A 21,433-nucleotide genomic window follows, 5' to 3' on the forward strand; every position below is an offset into this window, starting at 1 on the left:
AGACAGGAGCGCGTCATTTACCTGACATGAATCGCTGTTAGCAAAGGGCTGATTTTAGTACCTGTCCCTTTACAAAGAAGCGCGGTCAGGGTGGTGACATCCTGACCGCGCCAATTTTCCCCGGAAGTGAGTGGCCGGGGATTAGTGCCCGCCAGCCGCCGCAACGCTGCGCGGCTCGGCTGGCATTTCACGTGGAGGGCGTCCGATCACGTCGCGCAGATCCTCAAGTTCGATGAAGTTGTCGGCCTGACGACGCAGCTCATCCGAGATCATAGGCGGCTGGCTGCGGATGGTCGAAACCACCGAAACGCGTACACCCTGACGCTGAAGGCTGGCAATCAGCGGGCGGAAATCCCCATCGCCCGAGAACAGCACGATATGATCAACACGCGGCGCCAGTTCCATAGCATCGACAGTCAGTTCGATGTCCATGTTCCCTTTGACCTTCCGACGCCCCATGCTGTCGGTGTATTCCTTGGCCGGTTTCGTCACCATGGTGAAGCCGTTGTAATGCAGCCAGTCAACAAGGGGACGGATCGGGGAATACTCGTCGTTTTCCAGTAGCGCTGTGTAATAGAAAGCTCTAAGCAGTTTGCCTCTGCGCATGAATTCCTGGCGCAGCAACTTGTAGTCGATGTCAAACCCCAGTGCTTTGGCGGCTGCATAAAGATTCGAGCCGTCGATGAACAGCGCTAGCCGTTCGTCTTTGTAAAACATAAAAATGGTCCTTCCGGTATAAGCCACCGCGCCTTGAGATCCGTGAGTGAAGAAAAATGGTCAGCGCAATGGTGTCCCTAAAATAGGTCTTTTGGGTCTTATCGCAAGCATTCTCTTGTCCGAATATGGGGTGAAATATGATCAAATCAGGGTCAATGGCTGTTATTGCGCTCGGCGCAAATCTCAGCCTGAGAGGAAACGGACCCAATGTGACACTAAAAAACGCGCTGACGGCCATGTCCGAAGCGGGTTTGGTGATTCGCAAGACCAGTCGGTTTTATGCCACTCCGTGCTTTCCGGCCGGGGCGGGGCCGGATTATGTCAATGCGGCGGTTTTGATCGAAACCGTTTCTGATCCCGAAACCGTGTTGCAGATCCTGCATCGTATCGAGCATGAATTCGGCCGGGCCCGCGAGCAACGCTGGGGCATGCGGACGCTGGATCTGGATCTGGTGTGCTGGGGCGATCAAGTCAGGCCCGATCGGGCCGAATTTCAGCGCTGGTTGACCTTGCCGGCCGAAGATCAGATCAAGTCGGCGCCTGAACGCCTGATCCTGCCGCATCCACGCCTGCAGGATCGCGCCTTTGTTCTGGTTCCGATGGCCGATGTCGCGCCCGATTGGGACCATCCGGTTCTGGGCAAGACGGTCGACGAGATGATCAGCGACCTGCCAGCCGGGGATGTTGCCGCCGTCACACCGTTGTGAGCATTGCATTTGCGGTATTTCCTGCTTGTCAAGGCGGGGATTCGCCCTTAGATAAACCTCTTCCTGACATGGATTCACTAACGGAGAGCGCCCCATGGCCCGCGTGACGGTAGAAGATTGCGTAGACAAGGTACAAAACCGGTTTGAACTGGTGATGCTTGCCGCCCATCGTGCGCGTGAGATTTCCGCCGGTGCGGCGATCACCGTGGATCGTGACAACGACAAGAATCCGGTCGTGTCCCTGCGCGAAATCGCTGACGAAACCCAGAGCGCTGACGAATTGCGCGAGCGTCTGATCGAGGCCAACCAGACCCAGATCGAGGTTGACGAGCCGGAAGAGGATCAGATGGCCCTGCTGATGGGCGCGGAATCCGACAAGCCCGCAGATGACGACATGTCCGAAGAAAAGCTTCTGCGCGCTCTGATGGAGGCGCAAGGCCAGGGGTAATCCCCAGACACGAAGGTGCGGACCGGATGATTTCTGCTGAAGACCTGATTGCGCTGGTCCGCAACTACAACCCCAAGACAAATGCTGACCGCATCGCCAGTGCTTACGAGTTCGGGTATCAGATGCATGACGGTCAGTTACGCCATTCCGGCGAGCCCTATTTTACCCATCCCGTTGCCGTCGCCGCCATCCTGACCGAACAGCGTCTGGATGATGCTACGATCATCACAGCCCTGCTGCACGACACGATCGAAGATACCAAAGCCAATTACGGCAAGGTCTCGGATCTGTTCGGAGACGAGGTTGCCAAGTTGGTTGATGGCGTCACCAAGCTGACCAACCTGCAGCTGTCGAGCCGCGAAACCAAACAGGCCGAGAATTTCCGCAAGCTGTTCATGGCTATGTCCAAAGACCTGAGGGTCATTCTGGTCAAGCTGGCCGACCGCCTGCACAACATGCGCACGATCAAGGCGATGCGATCGGAAAAGCAGGTGGTCAAGGCGCGCGAGACGATGGATATCTATGCGCCGCTTGCCGGTCGCATGGGGATGCAATGGATGCGCGAGGAGTTGGAAGACCTCGCTTTTCGTGTGTTGAACCCCGAAGGTCGTCAGTCGATTATCCGCCGTTTTATCACCTTGCAACGCGAAACCGGTGACGTAATCCATCGCATCACCGGCGACATGCGGTTCGAATTGGAAAAGGCCGGGATTGATGCCGAGGTCTTTGGCCGCGCCAAGAAACCCTATTCGATCTGGCGCAAGATGCAGGAGAAAGATCAGGGCTTCTCGCGCCTGTCCGATATTTACGGCTTTCGCATCATCACGCAGACCGAGGAGGATTGTTACCGGACACTGGGTGCGATCCACCAGCGTTGGCGCGCGGTGCCCGGGCGGTTCAAGGATTACATCAGCCAGCCGAAATCAAACGGCTACCGTTCGATCCACACCACCGTTTCGGGACGCGACGGCAAACGGGTCGAAGTTCAGATCCGCACCCGTCAGATGCACGATGTCGCCGAAACCGGTGTCGCGGCGCATTGGTCTTACCGCGATGGCGTCCGGTCCGAAAACCCATTTGCTGTCGATCCGGCCAAGTGGATTGCCAACCTGACCGAGCAATTTGACAGCGAAGAGGATCACGAAGATTTCCTCGAAGCCGTCAAGCTTGAGATGTATTCCGACCAGGTCTTCTGTTTCACCCCCAAGGGAGACGTGGTGAAACTGCCGCGCGGTGCGACGCCGATTGACTTCGCCTATGCCATCCACACGCGGATCGGGCACGCCTGTGTCGGGGCCAAGGTCGATGGCATCCGCGTTCCCTTGTGGACCCGGATCAAGAATGGTCAATCGGTCGACGTGATCACCGCCGATGGCCAGACCCCACAGGTGACATGGCTCGAGATCGCAGTGACCGGCAAGGCCCGCACCGCCATCCGTCGCGCTTTGCGGGAAGTGGACCGGGAACGGTTCATCAAGCTTGGCAAAGAGCTGGCGCGGTCAGGTTTCGAACATGTGGGGCGCAAGGCCACCGAAAAGGCATTGGACACGGCCGCCAAGCACCTGCGTCTGAAAGACCGGCATGAGTTGCTGGCGCGTCTCGGCAGTGCCGAGCTGACCGCGCATGATGTCGTCAGCGCCGTCTACCCGGAATTGACGCAGGACGAAGGCGACGCCATCCCGTTGCGCCGCGCTGTGATCGGTCTTGAACCCGGCCAGAAATTCGACCGCGCGCCCTGTTGCCAACCGCTGCCCGGAGAGCGGATCGTCGGGATTACCTATCGCGGCAAGGGTGTTGTGGTGCATTCCATCGACTGCGACCGCCTGACCGAGTTCGAAAGCGAGCCGGATCGCTGGGTCGATCTGCACTGGCATTCGGGGACGCATCCTGCGGTCTATGGGGTGACACTGGATGTAACGATTGGAAACGACGCCGGTGTACTGGGACGTATTTGTACATTGATCGGTGAGAAAAAGGCCAATATCTCCAACCTGGAATTTGTGGACCGCAAACCGGATTTTTATCGTCTTCTGATCAGCGTCGAACTACGCGATCTGGAGCAGTTGCATTCGCTGATGCTTATGCTTGAGGCCGAAAGCGACGTTGCCGCGGTTGAACGGTATCGGGACAGGACCAAGACCGCAGTTGCGGCTGGCTGAGAAGGGGTGATCAGGAGTGGTATTCAAGCGCCGAGATCGACGCTCGCCTGTCCGGATCGCATCAGAATTCGTCTATCCGAAGGGTGGGTGGACCCGCGCTTTTCACTATGTCAAACATCGCGTCCGCCGTTTGCCAGATTCGCCTGAGCGCATTGCGCGCGGGATCGGGGCGGGGGTCTTTGCGGCGTTCACTCCGTTCTACAGTATGCATTTCGTGGTGGCCGCCGTTCTGGCGCGTCTTATCAACGGGAATATTCTGGCCGCGCTCAGCGGGACGTTTTTCGGCAATCCTCTCACTTATGTCCCCATCGGTGTCGTCAGCCTGCAAACGGGGCATTTCCTGCTGGGGACCCGGTTTGACAAGGATGACACCCATGGGTTGATGGGTAAATTCGCCGGAGCCATCGGTGATCTGAAAGACAATTGCATCGCCATGTTCACCGAACGGGAAGCCGACTGGCACGGGCTCAGTCGGTTTTATGATGATGTGTTTTTTCCCTACATGGTGGGTGGCGTCATTCCGGGCATCGTGGCCGGCGTGGTTTGCGGTTACCTCAGCCTGCCGCTGATCCGCACCTATCAGCAACGCCGCCGGGCCAAGATCAAGGCGAAGTTCGAAGAAATCAAACGTTTGGCCGAAACCGAGACTGCCGTTTCCGTTGCAAACCCACTAGGCTCGGGCCAGAAGTCGGGAAAGGAATCAAGCGATGTCTGATAACCAATTGCGTTTGGGCGTGAATATCGACCACGTGGCCACCATCCGCAACGCACGCGGCGGAGCCTACCCTGATCCGATCCGCGCCGCGAAACTGGCCGAAGAGGCCGGGGCCGACGGCATCACTGCCCACTTGCGCGAAGACCGCCGTCATATCCTTGACGCCGATATCGAAGGCTTGATGGATGCGCTGACCGTGCCGCTTAACTTCGAGATGGCCGCAACCCCCGAAATGCAGCAGATCGCCCTGCGCCACAAACCGCACGCCGTCTGCATCGTCCCCGAAAAGCGCGAGGAACGCACCACCGAAGGCGGGCTGGAAGTCGCGCGCGAGGAAAACAAGCTGGCGCATTTCATCGCCCCTTTGCGCGAGGCCGGTTGCCGTGTGTCGATCTTCATCGCCGCCGATCGCCGCCAGATCGAAGCGGCCCACCGTATCGGGGCCGAGGTGATCGAGCTGCACACCGGCGCCTATTGCGACCTCCACGCCGAGGGCAAACCGGACGAGGCCGCCCGCGAACTGGACGCCCTGCGCGACATGTCCGCCTATGCCCATTCGCTGGGGTTGGAAGTCCACGCAGGCCACGGCCTGACCTATGATACCGTAAAACCCGTCGCCGCCTTCCCCGAAGTGCGCGAGCTCAACATCGGCCACTTCCTGATCGGCGAGGCGATTTTTCTGGGGCTGACACCGGCGATCACCGAGATGCGGAGGCTGATGGACGAGGCGCGGGGCTAGAGATCTGTGAAAGCGCTACTTGCCAGGAATGAGAAAGTCGGTCTGCATCGGGGATACTTTCTCGGCTATCTGTGCGTGAGCCTGATTGGGCTCAGCTGGATGAGAATCCTGCTTGGTTTTGAATGGCCCTTCCGGTCGTTCCCGGTTTTTGCCGGAATGCTTTTTGCCGCATTCTTATACGGGTTTGATGCTGGTCGCCGCGGAATGCAATGCGGCCCCGCCGTCAAAAGTTGGATTCTGGCGCGTATGATGGTCGTGAGCGCTCTGGGCGCTGCGCTGGGCCTACTGGCTTTTCTATTTGTTTTTGAAGATTTGAGAATTCCGGACTTCGATATGGGCTCCTTATTCCGGGCCATCATCAAGATTGTCGCCTCGTCGCTGGTTATGATCATCATTTGCCGGTTCTCATTCGTTGTTGGCGTCCAAACCGGCTATTCGGCCTATCAGCGGAGAAGAGAACGCGGACAATGATCCTCGGCATCGGCACAGACCTCGCCGATATCGACCGCATTCAAGGCACGCTCGATTGCTTCGGCGACCGGTGCCGCAACCGCGTCTTCACCGAAACCGAATAGCGCCAGATCGACGTCGCCCCCCGTATCGGGGCCGAGGTGCGCGAGTTGAACATCGGCCACTTCCTGATTGGCGAGGAAAACCGATTGACGATCTCTCTGGCTTAGGGCGCAGCAGAGAGTTCCACGAACCACTCGGCCACCCGATCTGCCCAATCCGCTTGTCTGCCGTGGCCGTGTGGACCAAGAGACAGCACAATTGAGCCCGCCTCGCACTTGCTCCAGTGCTTTTGCCAGGTTTCGGTCTCGATGCTTACGTCGTTTGCCATCTGGCCGCAGCCATTGGTGCGGGTCAGCAATTCTACCGACTTCATGACGCTGCCCTGTTCGAATTCGTAGCCGCCGAAAACGACAACCCGGCCTTCGAGCGGAACTGTCCGATCGGCAAAACCATGCGAGTGATGCATATGAACCGGGCCGCTGCACCGCCGCCACATCGGCTCCCAGAATGCGCCGGATGCGGACGCGTAGGCGAAGGCAAAATCGTGATTGTAACAGGCTTTGTCCCAAACCATCGACCCGCCGCGTGAATACCCTGCCAGCAGGATGCGGTCCGCATTCAACCCAAACCGACTTATTGCATCGGCCTTGATTTGATCCAGGGCTTTCAGGTCATCTCTGGGCCAGCGATGACCGTCATGCACACCCCAATCCAACACCTTGGGGTTGCCAACATCGACCTGACCATCGGGCACGATCAACGCGATCCCCCGATCCGTAAACGCCCGCGCAAGGCTTGGCAGCTTGACGGCCGAGTTTGCTGTGGCTGCATATCCATGCAGGTAGATGACGCCGGGTGCGTTCTCGGAGTCTTCGGGAAGGACCACGCGATAGGTCAGATCTCCGACCCGACACGGATTCTCTTCGCTTCCGCAATCGCGCGGAGCCGCCAGGACGGCGGTGCCCATGGCCGCAGCGGCCAGCGCGATCGCGGTCATAAGTCTGGTGATCATCCGGCCTCTCCCCGCTTAAGCTTTCATTTCAATATAACAGGGTTGCCCCCGCAGGCCATCGGCTTGCCAACGGGACCAAATTGCCGTTGATTGTCGCCACAGCAGAAATGAGAAACACATGATCCTCGGCATCGGCACAGACCTCGCCAATATCGACCGCATTCAGGGCACGCTTGACCGCTTCGGCGACCGGTTCCGCAACCGCGTCTTCACCGAGACCGAACAGCGCAAGGCCGAACGGCGCGCGGATACCGCGGGAACCTACGCCAAGCGATGGGCGGCAAAAGAAGCCTGCTCCAAGGCGCTGGGCACCGGCCTGCGCATGGGCATCGCGTGGAAGGACATGGCCGTCACCAACCTGGCGACAGGCCAGCCAGTGATGCATGTCACGGGCTGGGCGGCGGAACGCCTGCGCGAGATGACACCCGACGGGCACGAGGCGATCATCCACGTAACTCTGACCGATGACCATCCCTGGGCACAGGCCTTCGTGGTGATCGAGGCGCGCCCGCTTCACGATGCGGCCGCACGGCCTTGACTTGCCCCAATCTGCCCCGCATGTAGCACCCCAACCAATCAAGGACCGGAGAGCAGTATGGCCGAGGAAGCCAAATCAGGAAACGCCGTCTGGGAGACGATCAAAACCATCGTCTACGCCCTTCTGATCGCGGGCGTTTTCCGCACACTGTTCTTTCAACCCTTCTGGATTCCGTCCGGGTCGATGAAACCGACTCTGCTGATCGGTGATTTCCTGTTCGTCAACAAGATGGCCTATGGGTATTCCTACGCTTCCTGCCCCAGTCTGATCATCCCCAGTGTTGGTCTGAATGTGGATGCCGAAGACCTGTGCGGCTGGATGCAGGGCGACAACTCCCGCGTTTTCGGTGGTGAACCGGAACGGGGCGATGTCATCGTATTCCGCCATCCTGTCACCGGGCGCGACTATATCAAACGCCTGATCGGGTTGCCGGGGGATCGCATTCAGATCCGCGAGGGCCAGATCATCCTGAACGGGACGCAAGTTCCGCAGAAGCCGGATGGAGTATTTACTGAAGTCGCCGCGCGTCAGGGCCCTCAGGGCCTCAGCCCGCGATGCGAGAACGGGCCGGTTGGCATCGGCGGAGCGTGTGAAAAATCCCGTTTCATAGAAACGCTGCCGAACGGTGTATCTTACGAAGTTCTCAATATCGGCAACCAGGGATCCGACAACACCGGTGTCTATGTCGTGCCAGAGGGAGAGTATTTCTTCATGGGAGACAATCGGGACAATTCGGCCGACAGTCGGTTGCCGCAATCGGCTGGCGGTGTCGGCTATGTGCCTTTTGAGGATCTGATCGGTCGCGCGGACAGGATCATGTTCTCATCCTCCGGGCGTTCGATGCTGTTCTTCTGGACCTGGCGCAGCGATCGCTATTTTAAGGCGGTCAATTGAAGCTATCGGCAGAGATAAAGGCGTTCCAGCGGCGGTTGGGCTATGAATTCTCCGACGCTGAGCTGCTGGTGCGCGCCCTGACCCACGGCTCTGTCTCCTCGCCTACAAGACCGGACAATCAGAGACTCGAATTTCTGGGTGACCGCGTATTAGGTCTCGTCATGGCCACCGCGCTGCTTGAGGCCGACAAAAAAGCCTCGGAAGGTCAGTTGGCCCCACGTTTCAATGCGTTGGTGCGTAAGGAGGCCTGCGCCGATGTCGCCCGCCAGATCGATTTGGGCGCAGTGCTGAAGCTGGGCAGGTCCGAAATGCTCTCGGGTGGACGCCGCAAACAAGCCCTTCTGGGTGATGCGATGGAGGCCGTCATCGCGGCCATCTACCGCGACGCAGGGTTCGAAGCCGCCCGCGACGTCATTCTCGCGCTCTGGGGGGATCGCATTCACACGGTCGAGGCCGATGCGCGCGACGCCAAAACCGCGCTGCAGGAATGGGCGCAAGCCCGCGGTCAGAAACCACCGTCCTATATCGAGGTCAAACGCACCGGCCCCGACCACGCCCCCATCTTCACCATTGCCGCTCGCCTGCAGGACGGCACCGAAGCGCAGGCTACCGCAGGATCTAAACGTCAGGCCGAGCAAGCCGCAGCCAAGGCGTTGCTCACCTCACTTATGGCATGAGTCGCAAATCCACCACGCACATGATCCGCTTTTCATCTGGCTAAAAATATCCCGGGGGGTTTGGGGGGCTGGCCCCCCCCCGTCACTGTCTTCTGGAATACGCGCGCTCTTTGCATTTCGACAAATCCCTCTGGCCCACCGGTCCTTTCTGCTATAGGGGTGCGCACTTGCAAACAGGATCGCATCACCCATGACCACACGCGCCGGATTCATTGCCCTGATCGGAGAGCCCAACGCAGGCAAATCCACCCTTCTGAACCGCATGGTCGGGGCCAAGGTCTCGATTGTGACACATAAGGTCCAGACCACCCGTGCCCGTATTCGCGGTGTGGTGATGGAAGGCGATGCGCAGTTGGTTTTCGTGGACACGCCGGGCCTCTTCAAACCGCGCCGCCGGCTGGACCGTGCCATGGTCGCCGCCGCCTGGGGCGGGGCTGCTGATGCCGATGTGGTTGTGCTGATGGTCGAGGCCCATCGTGGTATCACTGAAGGGGTCGAACGCATCCTCGAGGGACTGGAAGAAATCGGGCAGGGCCGCACCATCGCGCTGGCAATCAACAAGATCGACAAGGTTCCCTCGGAAAAACTGCTGGCGCTCACCAGCGACCTGAACGTGCGCTATCCCTTTGCCGAAACCTTCATGATCTCGGCCGAGAAAGGCCATGGCGTTGACGATCTGCGCAAATGGCTGGCCGCAGAGCTGCCCGAAGGCCCGTGGCTCTACCCCGAAGACCAGATCGCCGACCTGCCGATGCGCATGATTGCGGCCGAGATGACTCGCGAGAAACTGACCCTGCGCCTGCATCAGGAGTTGCCCTATCAACTGACCGTCGAGACCGAAAACTGGGAAGAACGCAAGGACGGGTCTGCCAAGATAGATCAGGTCATCTATGTCATGCGCGACGGTCACAAGGGCATTGTGTTGGGCAAGCGGGGCGAGACCATCAAGGCTGTCAGTCAGGCCGCGCGGGCGGAACTGGAAGAGTTTCTTGATCGCAAGATCCACCTGTTTCTGCAGGTCAAGGTCCGGCCCAACTGGCTGGAGGAATCCGAGCGCTACTCGGAAATGGGTTTGGATTTCAAAGACGGTAACGCATGACACGGGCGAAGAATTTTCGACGAAAATTCTCGGCACAAACGGACAGGACGGCACCATGACCCGGCTGACGGCGGAGTTTTGGGTTCATGCCTACCTGGCACGGCTTCGGTTTCAGGACATCCCCGCTTTTGTCGTCACCCATGGCGATGACACGGCAGGCGCAGTGCTGGTCAAGCTTAACACGCTGGATGGCGATGCAACCGCCTTCCAGCGCAGCTTTGACCTGATGAGCGGCGATCGGAAATGGGTCGAGCTTGCCAGGGGCCCCGAGGCCGAGGTGGATCAGGCCATCTCACGTCAACGTGGATTTGATCCCGATCTGTGGGTGATAGAAGTGGAAGACCGGAACGGGCGGCATTTGCTAGGAGATGAAGGTCTCGACTGACCCGGCATTGTGCATGGCATTGCGATTGCGTAGCTTTTGGGTTGCAAGTCCAGAGCGGGCGCAAATACTCAGGCGGAATATGGTCGTCGGTCTGGTCAAAGATGCGGGGGCCTTTGGATCGGACCAAACGGCGGTTCCGATCACAGGCGAATGGGATGAAGGTATGATCGACCTCAGCAATCAAAATCCATTGCGGGCCAGCCGCAATTACAAGATTTACGACCATCCCCATTTTGAAGGCGTGCTATTGAAGGTCCGGACGGACAAACCGCGTAAACGGTTTTTCAAACGATATTCCACATTCCGGTACAGCAACCTCAGACAATGGCAGCGTGAGGCCAATGAATACCTTGCCGCCATGAGCCGGGGGTGCCCTGAAATCTGGCGGCTGGCCGGGTTCTATGGCTATGCGCAAACCTCGGAAGGGCCTGCGATTGCGGTGGAGAAAATGACTGGCCCCGACGGCGATCTGGCGCAAACGATTACCGAAGAGTTGCGCGGAGTTCCGAAAAGCGACCCACGGCACGCTGCGTTGATGAAGGAACTGGACGAATTGCTGACTGATCTGGAAAACGGTCGGATCATTGTCGGCGACATCAGCCGCCAGAACATCGTGCGTGCGCAGGAACGGGGCGGAAAACTGGTGGTCATCGACGGGTTGGGGGAACGCATTATGCTGCCACTGACCCTGATCAGCGACTGGGCCTTCCGGAAATCCTCGGCGCGCCGCCGCAAGCGCATGATGCTGTGAGCGCGGCTTGGACTGGCGCGACCAAGGGATATTGTTGACCACGCGCCGCCATGGTGAGACCGCGGCGATCATCGAGGTGTTCACCCAATCCCATGGCCGTCACGCCGGGGTGGTCCGTGGTGGAACCAGTCGCAAGATTGCGCCGATCCTGCAGCCCGGAGCGCAGCTGGATGTTCTATGGCGCGCTAGGCTTGAGGAGCATATCGGCACGTTTCAGGTCGAACCGCTCCGGTCCCGAGCGGCGGCAGCGTTCTCGGGGCGTTTGGCGTTGTCCGGGTTGAATGCGGTGGTCTCGCTGCTGTCCTTCTCGATGCCCGAACGTCAACCACATCCGGAGCTGTACAAAACGACCGAACAACTGTTGGACCTGCTGGGGCAGGACGACATTTGGCCCCTGGCTTATCTGCGCTGGGAGTTGGCGGTGTTGGAAGAGTTGGGGTTTGGTCTGGACCTTAGTCAATGTGCGGTCACGGGAGCGTCGGAAGGGCTGAAATACGTGTCGCCCAAAACAGGTCGGGCTGTCAGTGCGGCCGGGGCCGGAGACTGGGCGGACAGGCTGTTGCCGCTGCCCCCGTGCCTCAGGGGAGAAGGGCAGGGCGAGGACACGGAAGTTGCCGACGGGTTCAGGACCACCGGGTATTTCCTAAACCATCGATTGGCCCCGTCGCTGGGCCACAATCCATTGCCCGAGGCCCGAGAGCGATTTGTGGAACATTTCACTCGGCGGCTTTGAAGACCATCTCGTGCCCGGCGTCATTTCGAAGGATCAACACGTCGCCGGATACTTCCGACTGTGTCATGGCCAGCAAAGCGGCAAAGAAAACCCCCTCGGCCTCAAGCCCTGCACAGGCTGCCCGCGTTGCCGACAGGTTCTGAATTTCGAACCAGGGATAAGGCGCGTTCAGGGTGGCGTTGAAGCTGTTGCATGGACCATGTCCGGTGATTTTACCATCTTCAGGAAATTGCAACAGGGCACTGGTCGCGAAGGGTTCTCCGTCGATCTGTTGCAAAACCCAGGTCCTATCCGCGGCAGCATAAGCCGCAACGGTCTCATCCCTGTCGCATTGAAACAGAGCCAGCAGGGGGAGAATCAGGGTCCGGCGTAACATGGGCGTTCTGTCCTTCGGTTGCGGCGTCGAGCCGCCTCAATAGGGGTTTGCGCCGCTGAGCAACGCGTCGCGCACATCCTGACGCGGACGCCAGTTATATCTGGTGTCCTCGCGCACCGCTGACCAGTACAGCGCGCCACTGTTGCGCCACGGGTCCAGAATGATGCCATCATACATCGAGTCCCCCTTGGCGCTGATCAGGGCCGAGTGATGGATGATCCTGAACGCGGTTGGAGGAGACGTGGCCCAATGCAGATCGAGTGTGTGGAAATTTTCTTGCCGCAGCCGTGTGGTCATAGCTTGCGCCCAATCGTTGCATAGCCCGAATTGACGGAACCCATTGATGATCTTGGCGTTATGGACGATGGCCGGATCGGTGATCCGCCATTCCTCGGCCAGATTCTGAGAATATGTATAAGCTATGCGCGCCGCGTCCTGGGCCTCGGCGGGGTCAACCTTTGGGTCAAGGCTTTGGATGGCCTGCGCCAACTTATCAATGCCGGATTGGGTGACAGTGGGTCGAGGCGTCGCACAGCCGCCCAGCGTCGCGAGGGCTGCCAATAGGACCAGCGTCAATCGGATCATGTTTGTGCCACCTGCTCGGACTGTGTCGCCCGGTGATCTACCGATCCTGAAAGGGGAATCCTAGGGGGAGATTTCGCGCCATTCCGTCCACAATGACAGAGAGGTGAGTATGAAAGGTGCGAAAAAAGACCCGGCGCGGGCGCCGGGTCAAGTTGGGGAAACAGGGTGCTGAAATGGTCAGCCCAGCAGACGCCGGGCAATCACCTGTGCCTGAATCTCAGCAGCCCCTTCAAAAATGTTCAGAATGCGTGCATCGCACAAAACGCGGCTGATCTTGTATTCCAGTGCGAATCCATTGCCACCATGGATCTGCAACCCGTTATCCGCCGCAGCCCAAGCAACCCGCGCGCCCAGCAACTTGGCCATTCCGGCCTCGAGATCGCAGCGCTGGCCATGGTCCTTTTCCCAGGCCGAGAAATAGGTCAGCTGTCGCGCGATCATGATTTCGACTGCCATCATTGCCAGTTTGCCCGAGACCCGGGGGAAATTGATCAGCGATTTGCCGAATTGTTTGCGGTCTTGCGCGTATTGCATGGCGATATCCAGCGCGCTTTGCGCCACACCGATGGCGCGGGCCGCTGTCTGGATGCGGGCGGATTCGAAGGTTTCCATCAGTTGCTTGAAGCCCTTGCCTTCTTCGCCGCCCAGCAGGTTCTCGCCCCTGACTTTGAAGCCGTCAAAGCCCAACTCGTATTCCTTCATCCCGCGATAGCCCAGAACCTCGATCTCGCCACCGGTCATGCCGGACGTTGGGAAGGGGTCTTCCTCAGTGCCGGGGGTCTTTTCGGCCAAAAACATGGACAGGCCGCGATGGTCGGTGGTGTCAGGGTTGGTACGCGCCAGCAATGTCATCACATGGGTGCGCGCAGCATGGGTGATCCAGGTTTTGTTGCCGGTGATCTGGTAGTCGCCACTTTCATCCTTGACCGCGCGGGTGCGCAGGCTGCCGAGGTCCGATCCGGTGTTGGGTTCGGTAAAGACGGCCGTCGGCAGAATCTCGGCGCTGGCGATTTTGGGCAGCCAATTCTCTTTCTGGGCGTCGGTGCCACCCGCAATAATCAACTCTGCCGCAATCTCGGACCGGGTGCCCAGCGACCCCACTCCGATATAACCGCGCGACAACTCTTCCGAGACCACGCACATCGAGGCTTTGGACAAGCCGAAGCCGCCAAATTTTTCGGGGATGGTCAGGCCGAAAACACCCATCTCTGCCAGGTCTTCAATAACTTCGATCGGGATCAATTCGTCCTTGAGGTGCCAGTCATGGGCGTGCGGTTCGACCTTTTCCTGCGCGTAGCGACGGAACTGATCCCGGATCATCTCAAGCTCTTCATCCAGACCCGAGGCCCCGAACATCGTGGCTCCGGCCTGATCCTCCATCAATTCCACAAGCCGCGTTCGCGCTGCTTGCGAATTGGCCTGGGCCATCAAAGTCTGAACCTCGCTGCATTGGAAACCCGAGAGCGCATCCCAGCCGAGCCCGAGGTCCTGAAGGCGCACGACCTCGCCCTGATTCATCGGGATGCCGCCGGCAATCTGATGCAGGTATTCGCCAAATGCGATCTGGTGCAGCAACTGTTCGATCTCGCCGAACTTGCCATCGGCCGTCAGCGCCTCGGCCCAGCGTTGCATCTGCTGCAATGCCTGATGGTAGGTGGCCAGCCATGACAACCCATGTGCCGCTGTCTGGTGCGCTTCGATCAGAGCACCAGAAACCTTGCCATCCTGCGAGACCATGTCGCGGACCGAGGCGCGTGCGCGGGTGAAAACCGTTTCGACCGCCGGCAGGGCAGTAGCGGTCAGCGTCAACAGATCGGGCAATACCGTCGGTTGGGTCATGGTGGTCAAATCCTGTCCGTCATGGGCCATCAGTCACGTCCTTCTCAAGGTCGTCTGGTCATATCATGCTGCACGTGCAGCGCAACAAAAATACGTAATAATGCCTGAAAAAGTTCGAAAATTACGAGATCGTTTTTGCAATGCAGAATTCTGCACGGGTGATATGAAAGCGATATGGCGCTGTTTTCACTCATGAGTCCGCAGGATTTCTACCTCGCTCTGATTGTTGCATTTGTTGCGGGATGGATCAAAGGCATGGTTGGGTTCGCTATGCCGATGGTATTGGTGTCCGGGCTCAGCATCCTGTTGCCGCCCGATCTTGCATTGGCAGGGCTGATTCTGCCGACATTGGCAACCAATGGCCTGCAGGCGCTGCGCGAAGGACCAATGGCGGCGATCGCCTCTGTCCGTCAATTTCGGGTCTTTCTGGGGGTCGGGCTGATCTTTCTGTTAGGAGGGGCACAGTTGGTCAGTGTTTTGCCGACAAAGACTTTCCTGCTGGTGATCGGGCTTCCGGTGTTTTTTTTCGCGCTGGTTCAGCTGTTGGGGCTGCGGCTGACCTTGCAGAACCCTTCATTGCGTGTCGAGGCAGCAATCGGCGCCGTCGCAGGCTTTGTCGGAGGGATGTCCGGTGTTTGGGGGCCGCCGACCGTGGCATATCTGACGGCGCTGAACACGCCAAAACGTGACCAGATGCGCGTGCAAGGGGTGATCTACGGGCTGGGGGCGGTGGCTTTGATGCTGGCGCATTTGGGGTCGGGTATCCTGCGGGCCGAAACTGCGGTGTTTTCGGCCCTGCTGGTGACGCCTGCGGTGCTGGGCATGTGGTGTGGGCTTTCTCTGCAAAATCGGATTGATCAGGCCCAATTTCGCAAGCTGACGTTGCTGGTATTATTGATCGCCGGGTTCAACCTGCTGCGTCGCGGATTGTTGGGTTGAGGCGTTAGCCGCGCTTTTCCATCAGTCTGAACGCATAGAGCAGCCCTAGCATCAGGAAGAACAGGCCCGAGATGTCTCCGATCAGATAGGCTATAAATTCCGCAGTTGCGCTGCCAAATGCCAGATTGGTCAGGCTGGCAACCAGGAACGAAGTCACGACCCCGACCCCCATGATACACAGCCAGCAGGGCTTGCGGTCGGGGCTGGGGAACAGGTCCCATCCCAACCATTTGCATAGATAAAACACTGCAGGGACAGTTGTGACCGCGATGCCTATGGCCAGCAACCGGCTGGGCGCAAACACATCGACCCCGCCAATGGCAAAGAAGACAAGGAACACGCCGGGCAGCAAGGCAAAAATGGCGCGCCAGCCCAGCAGCCACGCAGTCAGCACGCGGACGCCATGCGGCAGAAACAGCAGACTGGCGCGGCTTGGATATTCAGGAAAAAACATGTTTTGCAGCGGCATCAGCACCTCGAAGGTGAGGAATGATGCAGCCACATAGGCCAGAGAGGCGAAAAATGTGTCCGAGACCCACCTGCGCACGGCATTCAGCCATCAATGCGCAGGCTTGCGGTATCACCTGGGGGCATGAACGACGTACCGCCCGCGATTGGCGTTGCCGCTTTGCGAAAGGTAGCCCTTCTGCACCAGCGATTTGAGCGCCCGGAAGAACGTGGGGCGCGAGACGCTTTTGACCAGTGTGTGCTCGATCAGGCCAAATGTGCGAACCTCTTGGTCCGCTTTCGAAAGCTCTTCGGCGGCATAGTAGATGTCGCGTTCGACAGGAGAAAGCTCCTCCAGCCCCAGCGTCTTTTCCATGCTTTGCATCAGTTTGCGCAGTTCCGTGAGTTTCGAAATTTCTGTCATGGTCTACCTGTCATTTATCGTGTCGGTGCGAGATGATTGAGGCTGCGAGAACCCGGTTAACATTTCAAACTGACACTCATCCCCAAGTGGCTTTGATCGTTACATTTTGGGATCGTCCGGCACGCAGTATTGACTGAGCGTGCGCGGCTGACCTCTGGTTCACGGTCCGACACCTGCATAATCTGAAACACAGCCACAGGCACCTGACTGATGGGGTTCGATATCCCAACAGCTCTTTTGTCGCAATGCATTTTTGCGTGAGCTCGTGTTGCAACCGCACCGATTGCACCGGGTTTCAGCGTAATCGGTCAATGGGGGCATAATTGCCCCCATCTGCGCAATTACCCGATTGCGACGGCTTTGATGTCGTCGTCGATGAAGGGAACATACTGTTCGAAATTCTCGGCGAACATCTGCACCAGCTTTTCAGCCTGACGGTCAAACGCGGCCTGATCGTCCCAGGTGCGGCGCGGGTCCAGCAAGACTTCGGCGACGCCGGGAACCGAGACAGGAACATCAAAGCCGAAATTGGCATCCTTGCGGAATTCGGCGTCACGCAGCGATCCTTCCAAAGCGGCAGTCAGCAGGGCCCGTGTGGCCCGGATCGGCATCCGGCTGCCCACGCCATAAGCGCCACCGGTCCAGCCGGTGTTGACCAGCCAGCAGGTGGCGCCGTGCTGGGCAATCTTGTCACGCAGCAGGTTGCCGTATTCTTCGGGGCGACGCGGCATGAAGGGCGCGCCGAAGCAGGTCGAGAATGTGGGCTGCGGCTCGGTCACACCCCGCTCGGTCCCGGCCACTTTGGATGTGAAGCCTGACAGGAAGTGATACATCGCCTGTGCCGGTGTCAGCCGTGCGATCGGAGGCAGGACGCCAAACGCGTCACAGGTCAGCATGATGATGTTCTTGGGGTGCCCGCCCAACGCGCTTTTTGACGCGTTCGAAATGTATTCAAGCGGGTAGGCGCAGCGCATGTTCGCTGTCAGCGAGTCATCTTCGAAATCCAGCTCTTTGGTTTCCGGATCAAAGACCATGTTTTCGATCACGGTGCCAAACTTGCTGGTGGTGGCGTAGATTTCCGGCTCGGCCTCGGCGTTCAGGTTGATTGTCTTGGCATAGCAGCCGCCCTCGAAATTGAAGGTGCCGCGATCTGACCAGCCGTGCTCGTCGTCGCCGATCAGAATGCGGGCCGGGTCGGCCGAGAGGGTGGTTTTTCCAGTGCCTGACAGGCCAAAGAACACCGCAGTATCAACAGGGTTGCCGACCGCATGGTTGGCCGAGCAGTGCATCGGCATCACGCCTTTCTCAGGCAGCATGTAGTTCAGCAGTGTAAAGACGGATTTCTTGTTCTCGCCTGCATATTCGGTGCCGCCGATCAGGATCAGCTTGCGGTCAAAGTTCAGCGCGATCACCGTCTCGCTGCGACACCCATGCTTGGCCGGGTCGGCCTGAAAGCTGGGGCAGTTGATGATGGTGAAATCCGCGGTGAAGTCATCTAGGTCCTCGCGGTCCGGACGGCGCAGCAGATGGCGGATGAACAGATTGTGCCAGGCCAGTTCCGTGACCATGCGCACATTGATCGAATAGGCCGGATCAGCCCCGCCGACCAGATCCTGCACGAAGTAGTCGCGGCCCTTCATATGCTCCAGCATATCGGCATGAAGCGCATCGAACCCTTCAGGGCTCATCTCGGCATTGTTTTCCCACCAGATGCTGTCGGCCACGCTGTCGGTCTTGACGACATGTTTGTCCTTGGGGGATCGGCCGGTGAATTTGCCGGTGGTCACCAGAAAAGCACCGCCATTGCCCAGCGTGCCTTCGCCGCGCTTCAATGCTTCTTCGATCAGCGCGGGTTCCATGAAATTGTAATAGACATTGCCCAGACCCTCGATGCCCTGATCCTCGAGGCGGAATTGCGGGTTAACCCGTCCAGATGTCATGTGTGTCTTCTCCGTGTGGCGGCGCGAAGGCGGTTGGGCCGCGTGCGCCTTGGGCAATAGGCCGGGAAAAACCGGCGGATGCGCGGGTCTTATCATGGTCATTTGGGGCATGAACAGGAGGGTTTGACGCAGTTAGCGCAACCAAGTCCAGGTTTAGCGCCACCACGGTTTTCCTGTCGGAAATTCAGGCGCTTTTCCGGGAAACGATACGGCTTTTTTGCCGCAACTGTGTGGCAACAATCTCACGATTTATAGATACAATTTGATTCGCAGCCTTAAAAAAGCCAAAAATACTCTACTAATAGGCGGAATATTGCGTGTTTGAGCAGGAACAGGGGTAAACCCGATGTCTAAGATTGCACTGGTGGATGACGACAGAAACATTCTGACGTCCGTATCCATGACGCTTGAGGCCGAAGGCTTTGAGGTTGAAACTTATAATGACGGTCAGGCGGCGCTGGATGCGTTCAACAAAAAGCTTCCGGACATGGCCGTGCTGGATATCAAGATGCCGCGTATGGACGGCATGGATTTGTTGCAGCGTTTGCGGCAGAAAACACAGATGCCGGTCATTTTCCTGACGTCCAAGGATGATGAAATCGACGAGGTTCTGGGTCTGCGCATGGGCGCGGATGACTATGTCAAGAAACCTTTCTCGCAACGCCTGCTGGTCGAACGCATTCGTGCGCTTCTGCGTCGGCAGGAAGCCACCGAAGGCGATGTTGCCAATACAAACGCCGGCGATGCCAAGGTTATGGAGCGTGGAGAGCTGCGCATGGACCCGTTGCGTCACTCGGTGAGCTGGAAAGGCAATGACGTCTCTTTGACCGTGACCGAATTCCTGCTGTTGCAGGCGCTGGCCCAACGGCCCGGCTTTGTCAAAAGCCGCGATCAGCTGATGGATGTGGCCTATGACGATCAGGTTTACGTAGATGACCGGACCATCGACAGCCATATTAAGCGTTTGCGCAAAAAGATGCGTGCTGCCGATTCCGAGTTTTCGGCCATCGAAACACTGTACGGCATCGGATATCGGTACAACGAAGAGTAAACGCGCCTGCTGCCTGCAGGAGTAAAGAGGTCTCGTGCGCGATACCGAGCAAGTCAATGAAATGCGCGACGGTGACGTTGTTCTTGGGGATGACTGGGTCATCCCCCAGGACCCCGAGTCTGCCGAACTGCGGGCCAGGCGGTCGCGGCGGAACCTTTTTTCCCTGCGCAATTCGCCTTTGGCGCGTCGGATCATCACGTTCAACCTGATCGCGCTGGTCATTCTTGTGGCGGGCCTGCTGTATCTGGATGATTCGCGGAAGGATCGGGTTCAGCAAACTGCAGGAAACCTGATCGGTGATGCGCGACTTGTCAGCAACGTGTTTGAGACGCAGTTGCGGCAGCCTGGTATCGGGGCATCAATCGCACTTGACGTGAACGACACTCTGTCCGGCCTCAGCCTGCCGGAAGGCGGTGAAGTATTTGTCTATGACAGCTCCGGCACTCTGATCGGCTGGACCCGCGGGGCAACCGCTGTGCCAGAGTTTCCCGGGCTACTCAGGTCGAATTCCAGCGGGGCGACGGGCGGCACCCTGATCAGCGACACATTGAACGCGGTCTGGAACGGGCTTTCCTCGATCATCAGCAACGCGCCTGCCAGTGACCCGCCAACCCTTGCCCAACGTGTTCAGGAAATCATTCCGCGCACGCTGGATGGCGACTTGCAGGTACAAGCGGTTCAGGACGAGGCCGGAGAAACCGTCATCGTGGCCGCCGCGCCCATTCGTCTGAACAGCGTTCTTGTCGGGGCGGTCGCGATGGCAGGCCCCGCTGGTGAGATCGATGCGCTGGCACGGAAAGAACAGGAACGCATTCTGCAGATGTTCGTCGTGGCCTTGCTGGTGTCTATCGGTCTCAGCCTCGTGCTGGCGTCTACCATTGCCAATCCTTTGGCAGATCTGGCCTCGGCTGCAGAGTTGGGCAAGGATCGGGGCGCAGGGGTCAATCCCGGTCGTATCCGCATCCCCGACCTCAGTGCGCGCCCGGACGAAATCGGACGTCTCAGCCAGGCTTTGCGTGGAATGGTGACAGCGCTTTATAACCGGATCGATGCCAACGAACAATTTGCCGCTGACGTCGCGCATGAGATCAAGAACCCGCTGGCCAGTTTGCAGTCGGCCGTGGGCACGCTTCGGATGGTCAAACGCGATGACCAGCGCGAAAAGCTGCTGGGTGTGATCGAACATGATGTACGCAGGTTGGACCGTTTGGTCAGCGACATCTCGAACGCGTCGCGGCTGGACGCTGAATTGGTAAAAGAAGAAGAACAGGCGTTTGATCTGCTCAACCTTCTCAACAATATCGGCCAGTTTCTTGGTGAGGATGCAAAAAAGAAAGGCATCGACTACATCACCGACCTGCCCCCCGGTCCAATCATTGTTAACGGGCTTGAGGCGCGGTTGGCGCAGGTTTTTGTCAATCTGATCACCAACGCCATCTCCTTCTGCGAGGAAAGCGATGCCATTCGTGTCTGGGTACGACGCCGCGACAACCGGGTTCTGATCGTTGTCGAGGACACCGGCCCGGGCATTCCGGAACAGGCGCTGACCAAGATTTTCAAACGCTTTTATTCGGAACGCCCGGAAGAGCACTTTGGCAACAACTCGGGTCTTGGCCTCGCGATCTCCAAGCAAATCGTTGAGGCTCATGGGGGCGTAATCTGGGCCGAAAACATCCGGCCAACGGAAACCGATATCACCTCGGAACCTCTGGGTGCGCGCTTCGTTGTGGGACTTCCCGTCTAAG

24 protein-coding genes and 1 pseudogene are annotated in these 21,433 nt (G+C 58.5%); 17 read left to right on the forward strand and 8 right to left on the reverse strand.

What is annotated here, in order from left to right:
* Positions 1–141: 141 nt before the first annotated feature.
* Positions 142–717: a LabA-like NYN domain-containing protein gene (locus ACRZ9X_RS10580; RefSeq protein WP_170686665.1), complete on the reverse strand. Its 576-nt coding sequence runs from the start codon at positions 715–717 to the stop codon at positions 142–144.
* A gap of 137 nt (positions 718–854) precedes the next feature.
* On the opposite strand from ACRZ9X_RS10580, the gene folK reads away from it, so the two are divergent.
* The 7 genes and pseudogenes from folK to ACRZ9X_RS10615 all read left to right on the forward strand — a co-directional run.
* The gene (gene folK, locus ACRZ9X_RS10585; RefSeq protein WP_480518548.1) at positions 855–1,424 is read left to right on the forward strand and encodes a 2-amino-4-hydroxy-6-hydroxymethyldihydropteridine diphosphokinase; all 570 of its coding nucleotides are present in this window, start codon (positions 855–857) and stop codon (positions 1,422–1,424) included.
* 94 nt (positions 1,425–1,518) lie between these two features.
* Positions 1,519–1,872: a DNA-directed RNA polymerase subunit omega gene (rpoZ, locus tag ACRZ9X_RS10590; RefSeq protein ID WP_170356736.1), complete on the forward strand. Its 354-nt coding sequence runs from the start codon at positions 1,519–1,521 to the stop codon at positions 1,870–1,872.
* Between the two features lie 26 nt (positions 1,873–1,898).
* A complete protein-coding gene (locus tag ACRZ9X_RS10595) occupies positions 1,899–4,031 on the forward strand; it encodes a RelA/SpoT family protein (RefSeq protein ID WP_480518550.1) in 2,133 nt (710 codons plus the stop codon).
* A 16-nt stretch (positions 4,032–4,047) separates the two neighbouring features.
* Positions 4,048–4,746 (forward strand): DUF2062 domain-containing protein, encoded by a 699-nt coding sequence (locus ACRZ9X_RS10600; RefSeq protein ID WP_480518552.1) that lies wholly within the window; start codon positions 4,048–4,050, stop codon positions 4,744–4,746.
* Positions 4,739–5,485, forward strand: a complete 747-nt coding sequence (locus ACRZ9X_RS10605) for a pyridoxine 5'-phosphate synthase (RefSeq protein ID WP_480518554.1) — start codon at positions 4,739–4,741, stop codon at positions 5,483–5,485. The genes ACRZ9X_RS10600 and ACRZ9X_RS10605 overlap by 8 nt, the downstream gene beginning before the upstream one ends.
* Before the next feature lie 6 nt (positions 5,486–5,491).
* On the forward strand, positions 5,492–5,956 hold the full coding sequence (locus ACRZ9X_RS10610) for a hypothetical protein (RefSeq protein WP_480518556.1): 465 nt from the start codon (positions 5,492–5,494) through the stop codon (positions 5,954–5,956).
* Positions 5,953–6,057: pseudogene (locus ACRZ9X_RS10615) on the forward strand (holo-ACP synthase); the annotation flags it as partial. The gene ACRZ9X_RS10610 and the pseudogene ACRZ9X_RS10615, both read left to right, overlap by 4 nt.
* Positions 6,058–6,161: 104 nt before the next feature.
* On the opposite strand, the gene ACRZ9X_RS10620 reads toward ACRZ9X_RS10615, so the two are convergent.
* Complete coding sequence (locus ACRZ9X_RS10620) at positions 6,162–7,010, reverse strand: alpha/beta hydrolase family protein (RefSeq protein ID WP_480518558.1); 849 nt, start codon at positions 7,008–7,010, stop codon at positions 6,162–6,164.
* Positions 7,011–7,128: 118 nt separating this feature from the next.
* Here ACRZ9X_RS10620 and acpS point away from each other — a divergent pair, with 118 nt between their 5' ends.
* The 7 genes from acpS to recO all read left to right on the forward strand — a co-directional run bounded on the left by acpS (position 7,129) and on the right by recO (position 12,087).
* On the forward strand, positions 7,129–7,548 hold the full coding sequence (gene acpS / locus ACRZ9X_RS10625; RefSeq protein WP_480518560.1) for a holo-ACP synthase: 420 nt from the start codon (positions 7,129–7,131) through the stop codon (positions 7,546–7,548).
* Between the two features lie 57 nt (positions 7,549–7,605).
* Positions 7,606–8,442, forward strand: coding sequence for a signal peptidase I (lepB, locus tag ACRZ9X_RS10630; RefSeq protein WP_480518562.1), 837 nt, complete (start codon positions 7,606–7,608; stop codon positions 8,440–8,442).
* Positions 8,439–9,119: a ribonuclease III gene (gene rnc / locus ACRZ9X_RS10635; protein WP_480518564.1), complete on the forward strand. Its 681-nt coding sequence runs from the start codon at positions 8,439–8,441 to the stop codon at positions 9,117–9,119. Before lepB ends, rnc begins: the two co-directional genes overlap by 4 nt.
* A gap of 190 nt (positions 9,120–9,309) precedes the next feature.
* Positions 9,310–10,218 (forward strand): GTPase Era, encoded by a 909-nt coding sequence (era, locus tag ACRZ9X_RS10640; protein WP_480518566.1) that lies wholly within the window; start codon positions 9,310–9,312, stop codon positions 10,216–10,218.
* A 55-nt stretch (positions 10,219–10,273) separates the two neighbouring features.
* The gene (locus ACRZ9X_RS10645; protein ID WP_480518568.1) at positions 10,274–10,603 is read left to right on the forward strand and encodes a DUF1491 family protein; all 330 of its coding nucleotides are present in this window, start codon (positions 10,274–10,276) and stop codon (positions 10,601–10,603) included.
* A gap of 79 nt (positions 10,604–10,682) precedes the next feature.
* Positions 10,683–11,354, forward strand: coding sequence for a YrbL family protein (locus ACRZ9X_RS10650; RefSeq protein WP_480518570.1), 672 nt, complete (start codon positions 10,683–10,685; stop codon positions 11,352–11,354).
* Between the two features lie 7 nt (positions 11,355–11,361).
* On the forward strand, positions 11,362–12,087 hold the full coding sequence (gene recO, locus ACRZ9X_RS10655; protein ID WP_480518572.1) for a DNA repair protein RecO: 726 nt from the start codon (positions 11,362–11,364) through the stop codon (positions 12,085–12,087).
* On the opposite strand, the gene ACRZ9X_RS10660 is transcribed toward recO, so the two are convergent.
* The 3 genes from ACRZ9X_RS10660 to ACRZ9X_RS10670 form a co-directional block, all read right to left on the reverse strand.
* A complete protein-coding gene (locus tag ACRZ9X_RS10660) occupies positions 12,071–12,463 on the reverse strand; it encodes an META domain-containing protein (protein ID WP_480518574.1) in 393 nt (130 codons plus the stop codon). The two genes, recO and ACRZ9X_RS10660, sit on opposite strands and share 17 nt — an antisense overlap.
* Before the next feature lie 36 nt (positions 12,464–12,499).
* Positions 12,500–13,048 (reverse strand): hypothetical protein, encoded by a 549-nt coding sequence (locus ACRZ9X_RS10665; RefSeq protein ID WP_480518576.1) that lies wholly within the window; start codon positions 13,046–13,048, stop codon positions 12,500–12,502.
* A gap of 177 nt (positions 13,049–13,225) precedes the next feature.
* A complete protein-coding gene (locus tag ACRZ9X_RS10670) occupies positions 13,226–14,917 on the reverse strand; it encodes an acyl-CoA dehydrogenase family protein (RefSeq protein ID WP_480518579.1) in 1,692 nt (563 codons plus the stop codon).
* 144 nt (positions 14,918–15,061) lie between these two features.
* Between ACRZ9X_RS10670 and ACRZ9X_RS10675 the strand changes: the two genes are divergently transcribed.
* Positions 15,062–15,826: a sulfite exporter TauE/SafE family protein gene (locus ACRZ9X_RS10675; RefSeq protein ID WP_480518581.1), complete on the forward strand. Its 765-nt coding sequence runs from the start codon at positions 15,062–15,064 to the stop codon at positions 15,824–15,826.
* Between the two features lie 4 nt (positions 15,827–15,830).
* Here the strand turns inward: ACRZ9X_RS10675 and ACRZ9X_RS10680 are convergent, their stop codons facing one another.
* The 3 genes from ACRZ9X_RS10680 to ACRZ9X_RS10690 all read right to left on the reverse strand — a co-directional run bounded on the left by ACRZ9X_RS10680 (position 15,831) and on the right by ACRZ9X_RS10690 (position 18,637).
* A complete protein-coding gene (locus tag ACRZ9X_RS10680; RefSeq protein ID WP_480518583.1) occupies positions 15,831–16,373 on the reverse strand; it encodes a hypothetical protein in 543 nt (180 codons plus the stop codon).
* A gap of 33 nt (positions 16,374–16,406) precedes the next feature.
* On the reverse strand, positions 16,407–16,697 hold the full coding sequence (locus ACRZ9X_RS10685) for a hypothetical protein (RefSeq protein WP_480518585.1): 291 nt from the start codon (positions 16,695–16,697) through the stop codon (positions 16,407–16,409).
* Positions 16,698–17,038: 341 nt separating this feature from the next.
* Positions 17,039–18,637, reverse strand: a complete 1,599-nt coding sequence (locus ACRZ9X_RS10690; RefSeq protein ID WP_480518587.1) for a phosphoenolpyruvate carboxykinase — start codon at positions 18,635–18,637, stop codon at positions 17,039–17,041.
* A 346-nt stretch (positions 18,638–18,983) separates the two neighbouring features.
* On the opposite strand from ACRZ9X_RS10690, the gene ACRZ9X_RS10695 reads away from it, so the two are divergent.
* Complete coding sequence (locus ACRZ9X_RS10695) at positions 18,984–19,688, forward strand: response regulator transcription factor (RefSeq protein ID WP_480518588.1); 705 nt, start codon at positions 18,984–18,986, stop codon at positions 19,686–19,688.
* A gap of 34 nt (positions 19,689–19,722) precedes the next feature.
* Positions 19,723–21,432, forward strand: a complete 1,710-nt coding sequence (locus tag ACRZ9X_RS10700; protein ID WP_480518590.1) for an ATP-binding protein — start codon at positions 19,723–19,725, stop codon at positions 21,430–21,432.
* Position 21,433: the final 1 nt, after the last annotated feature.

The sequence above is a fragment of the Ruegeria sp. AL1 genome, assembly GCF_056540905.1.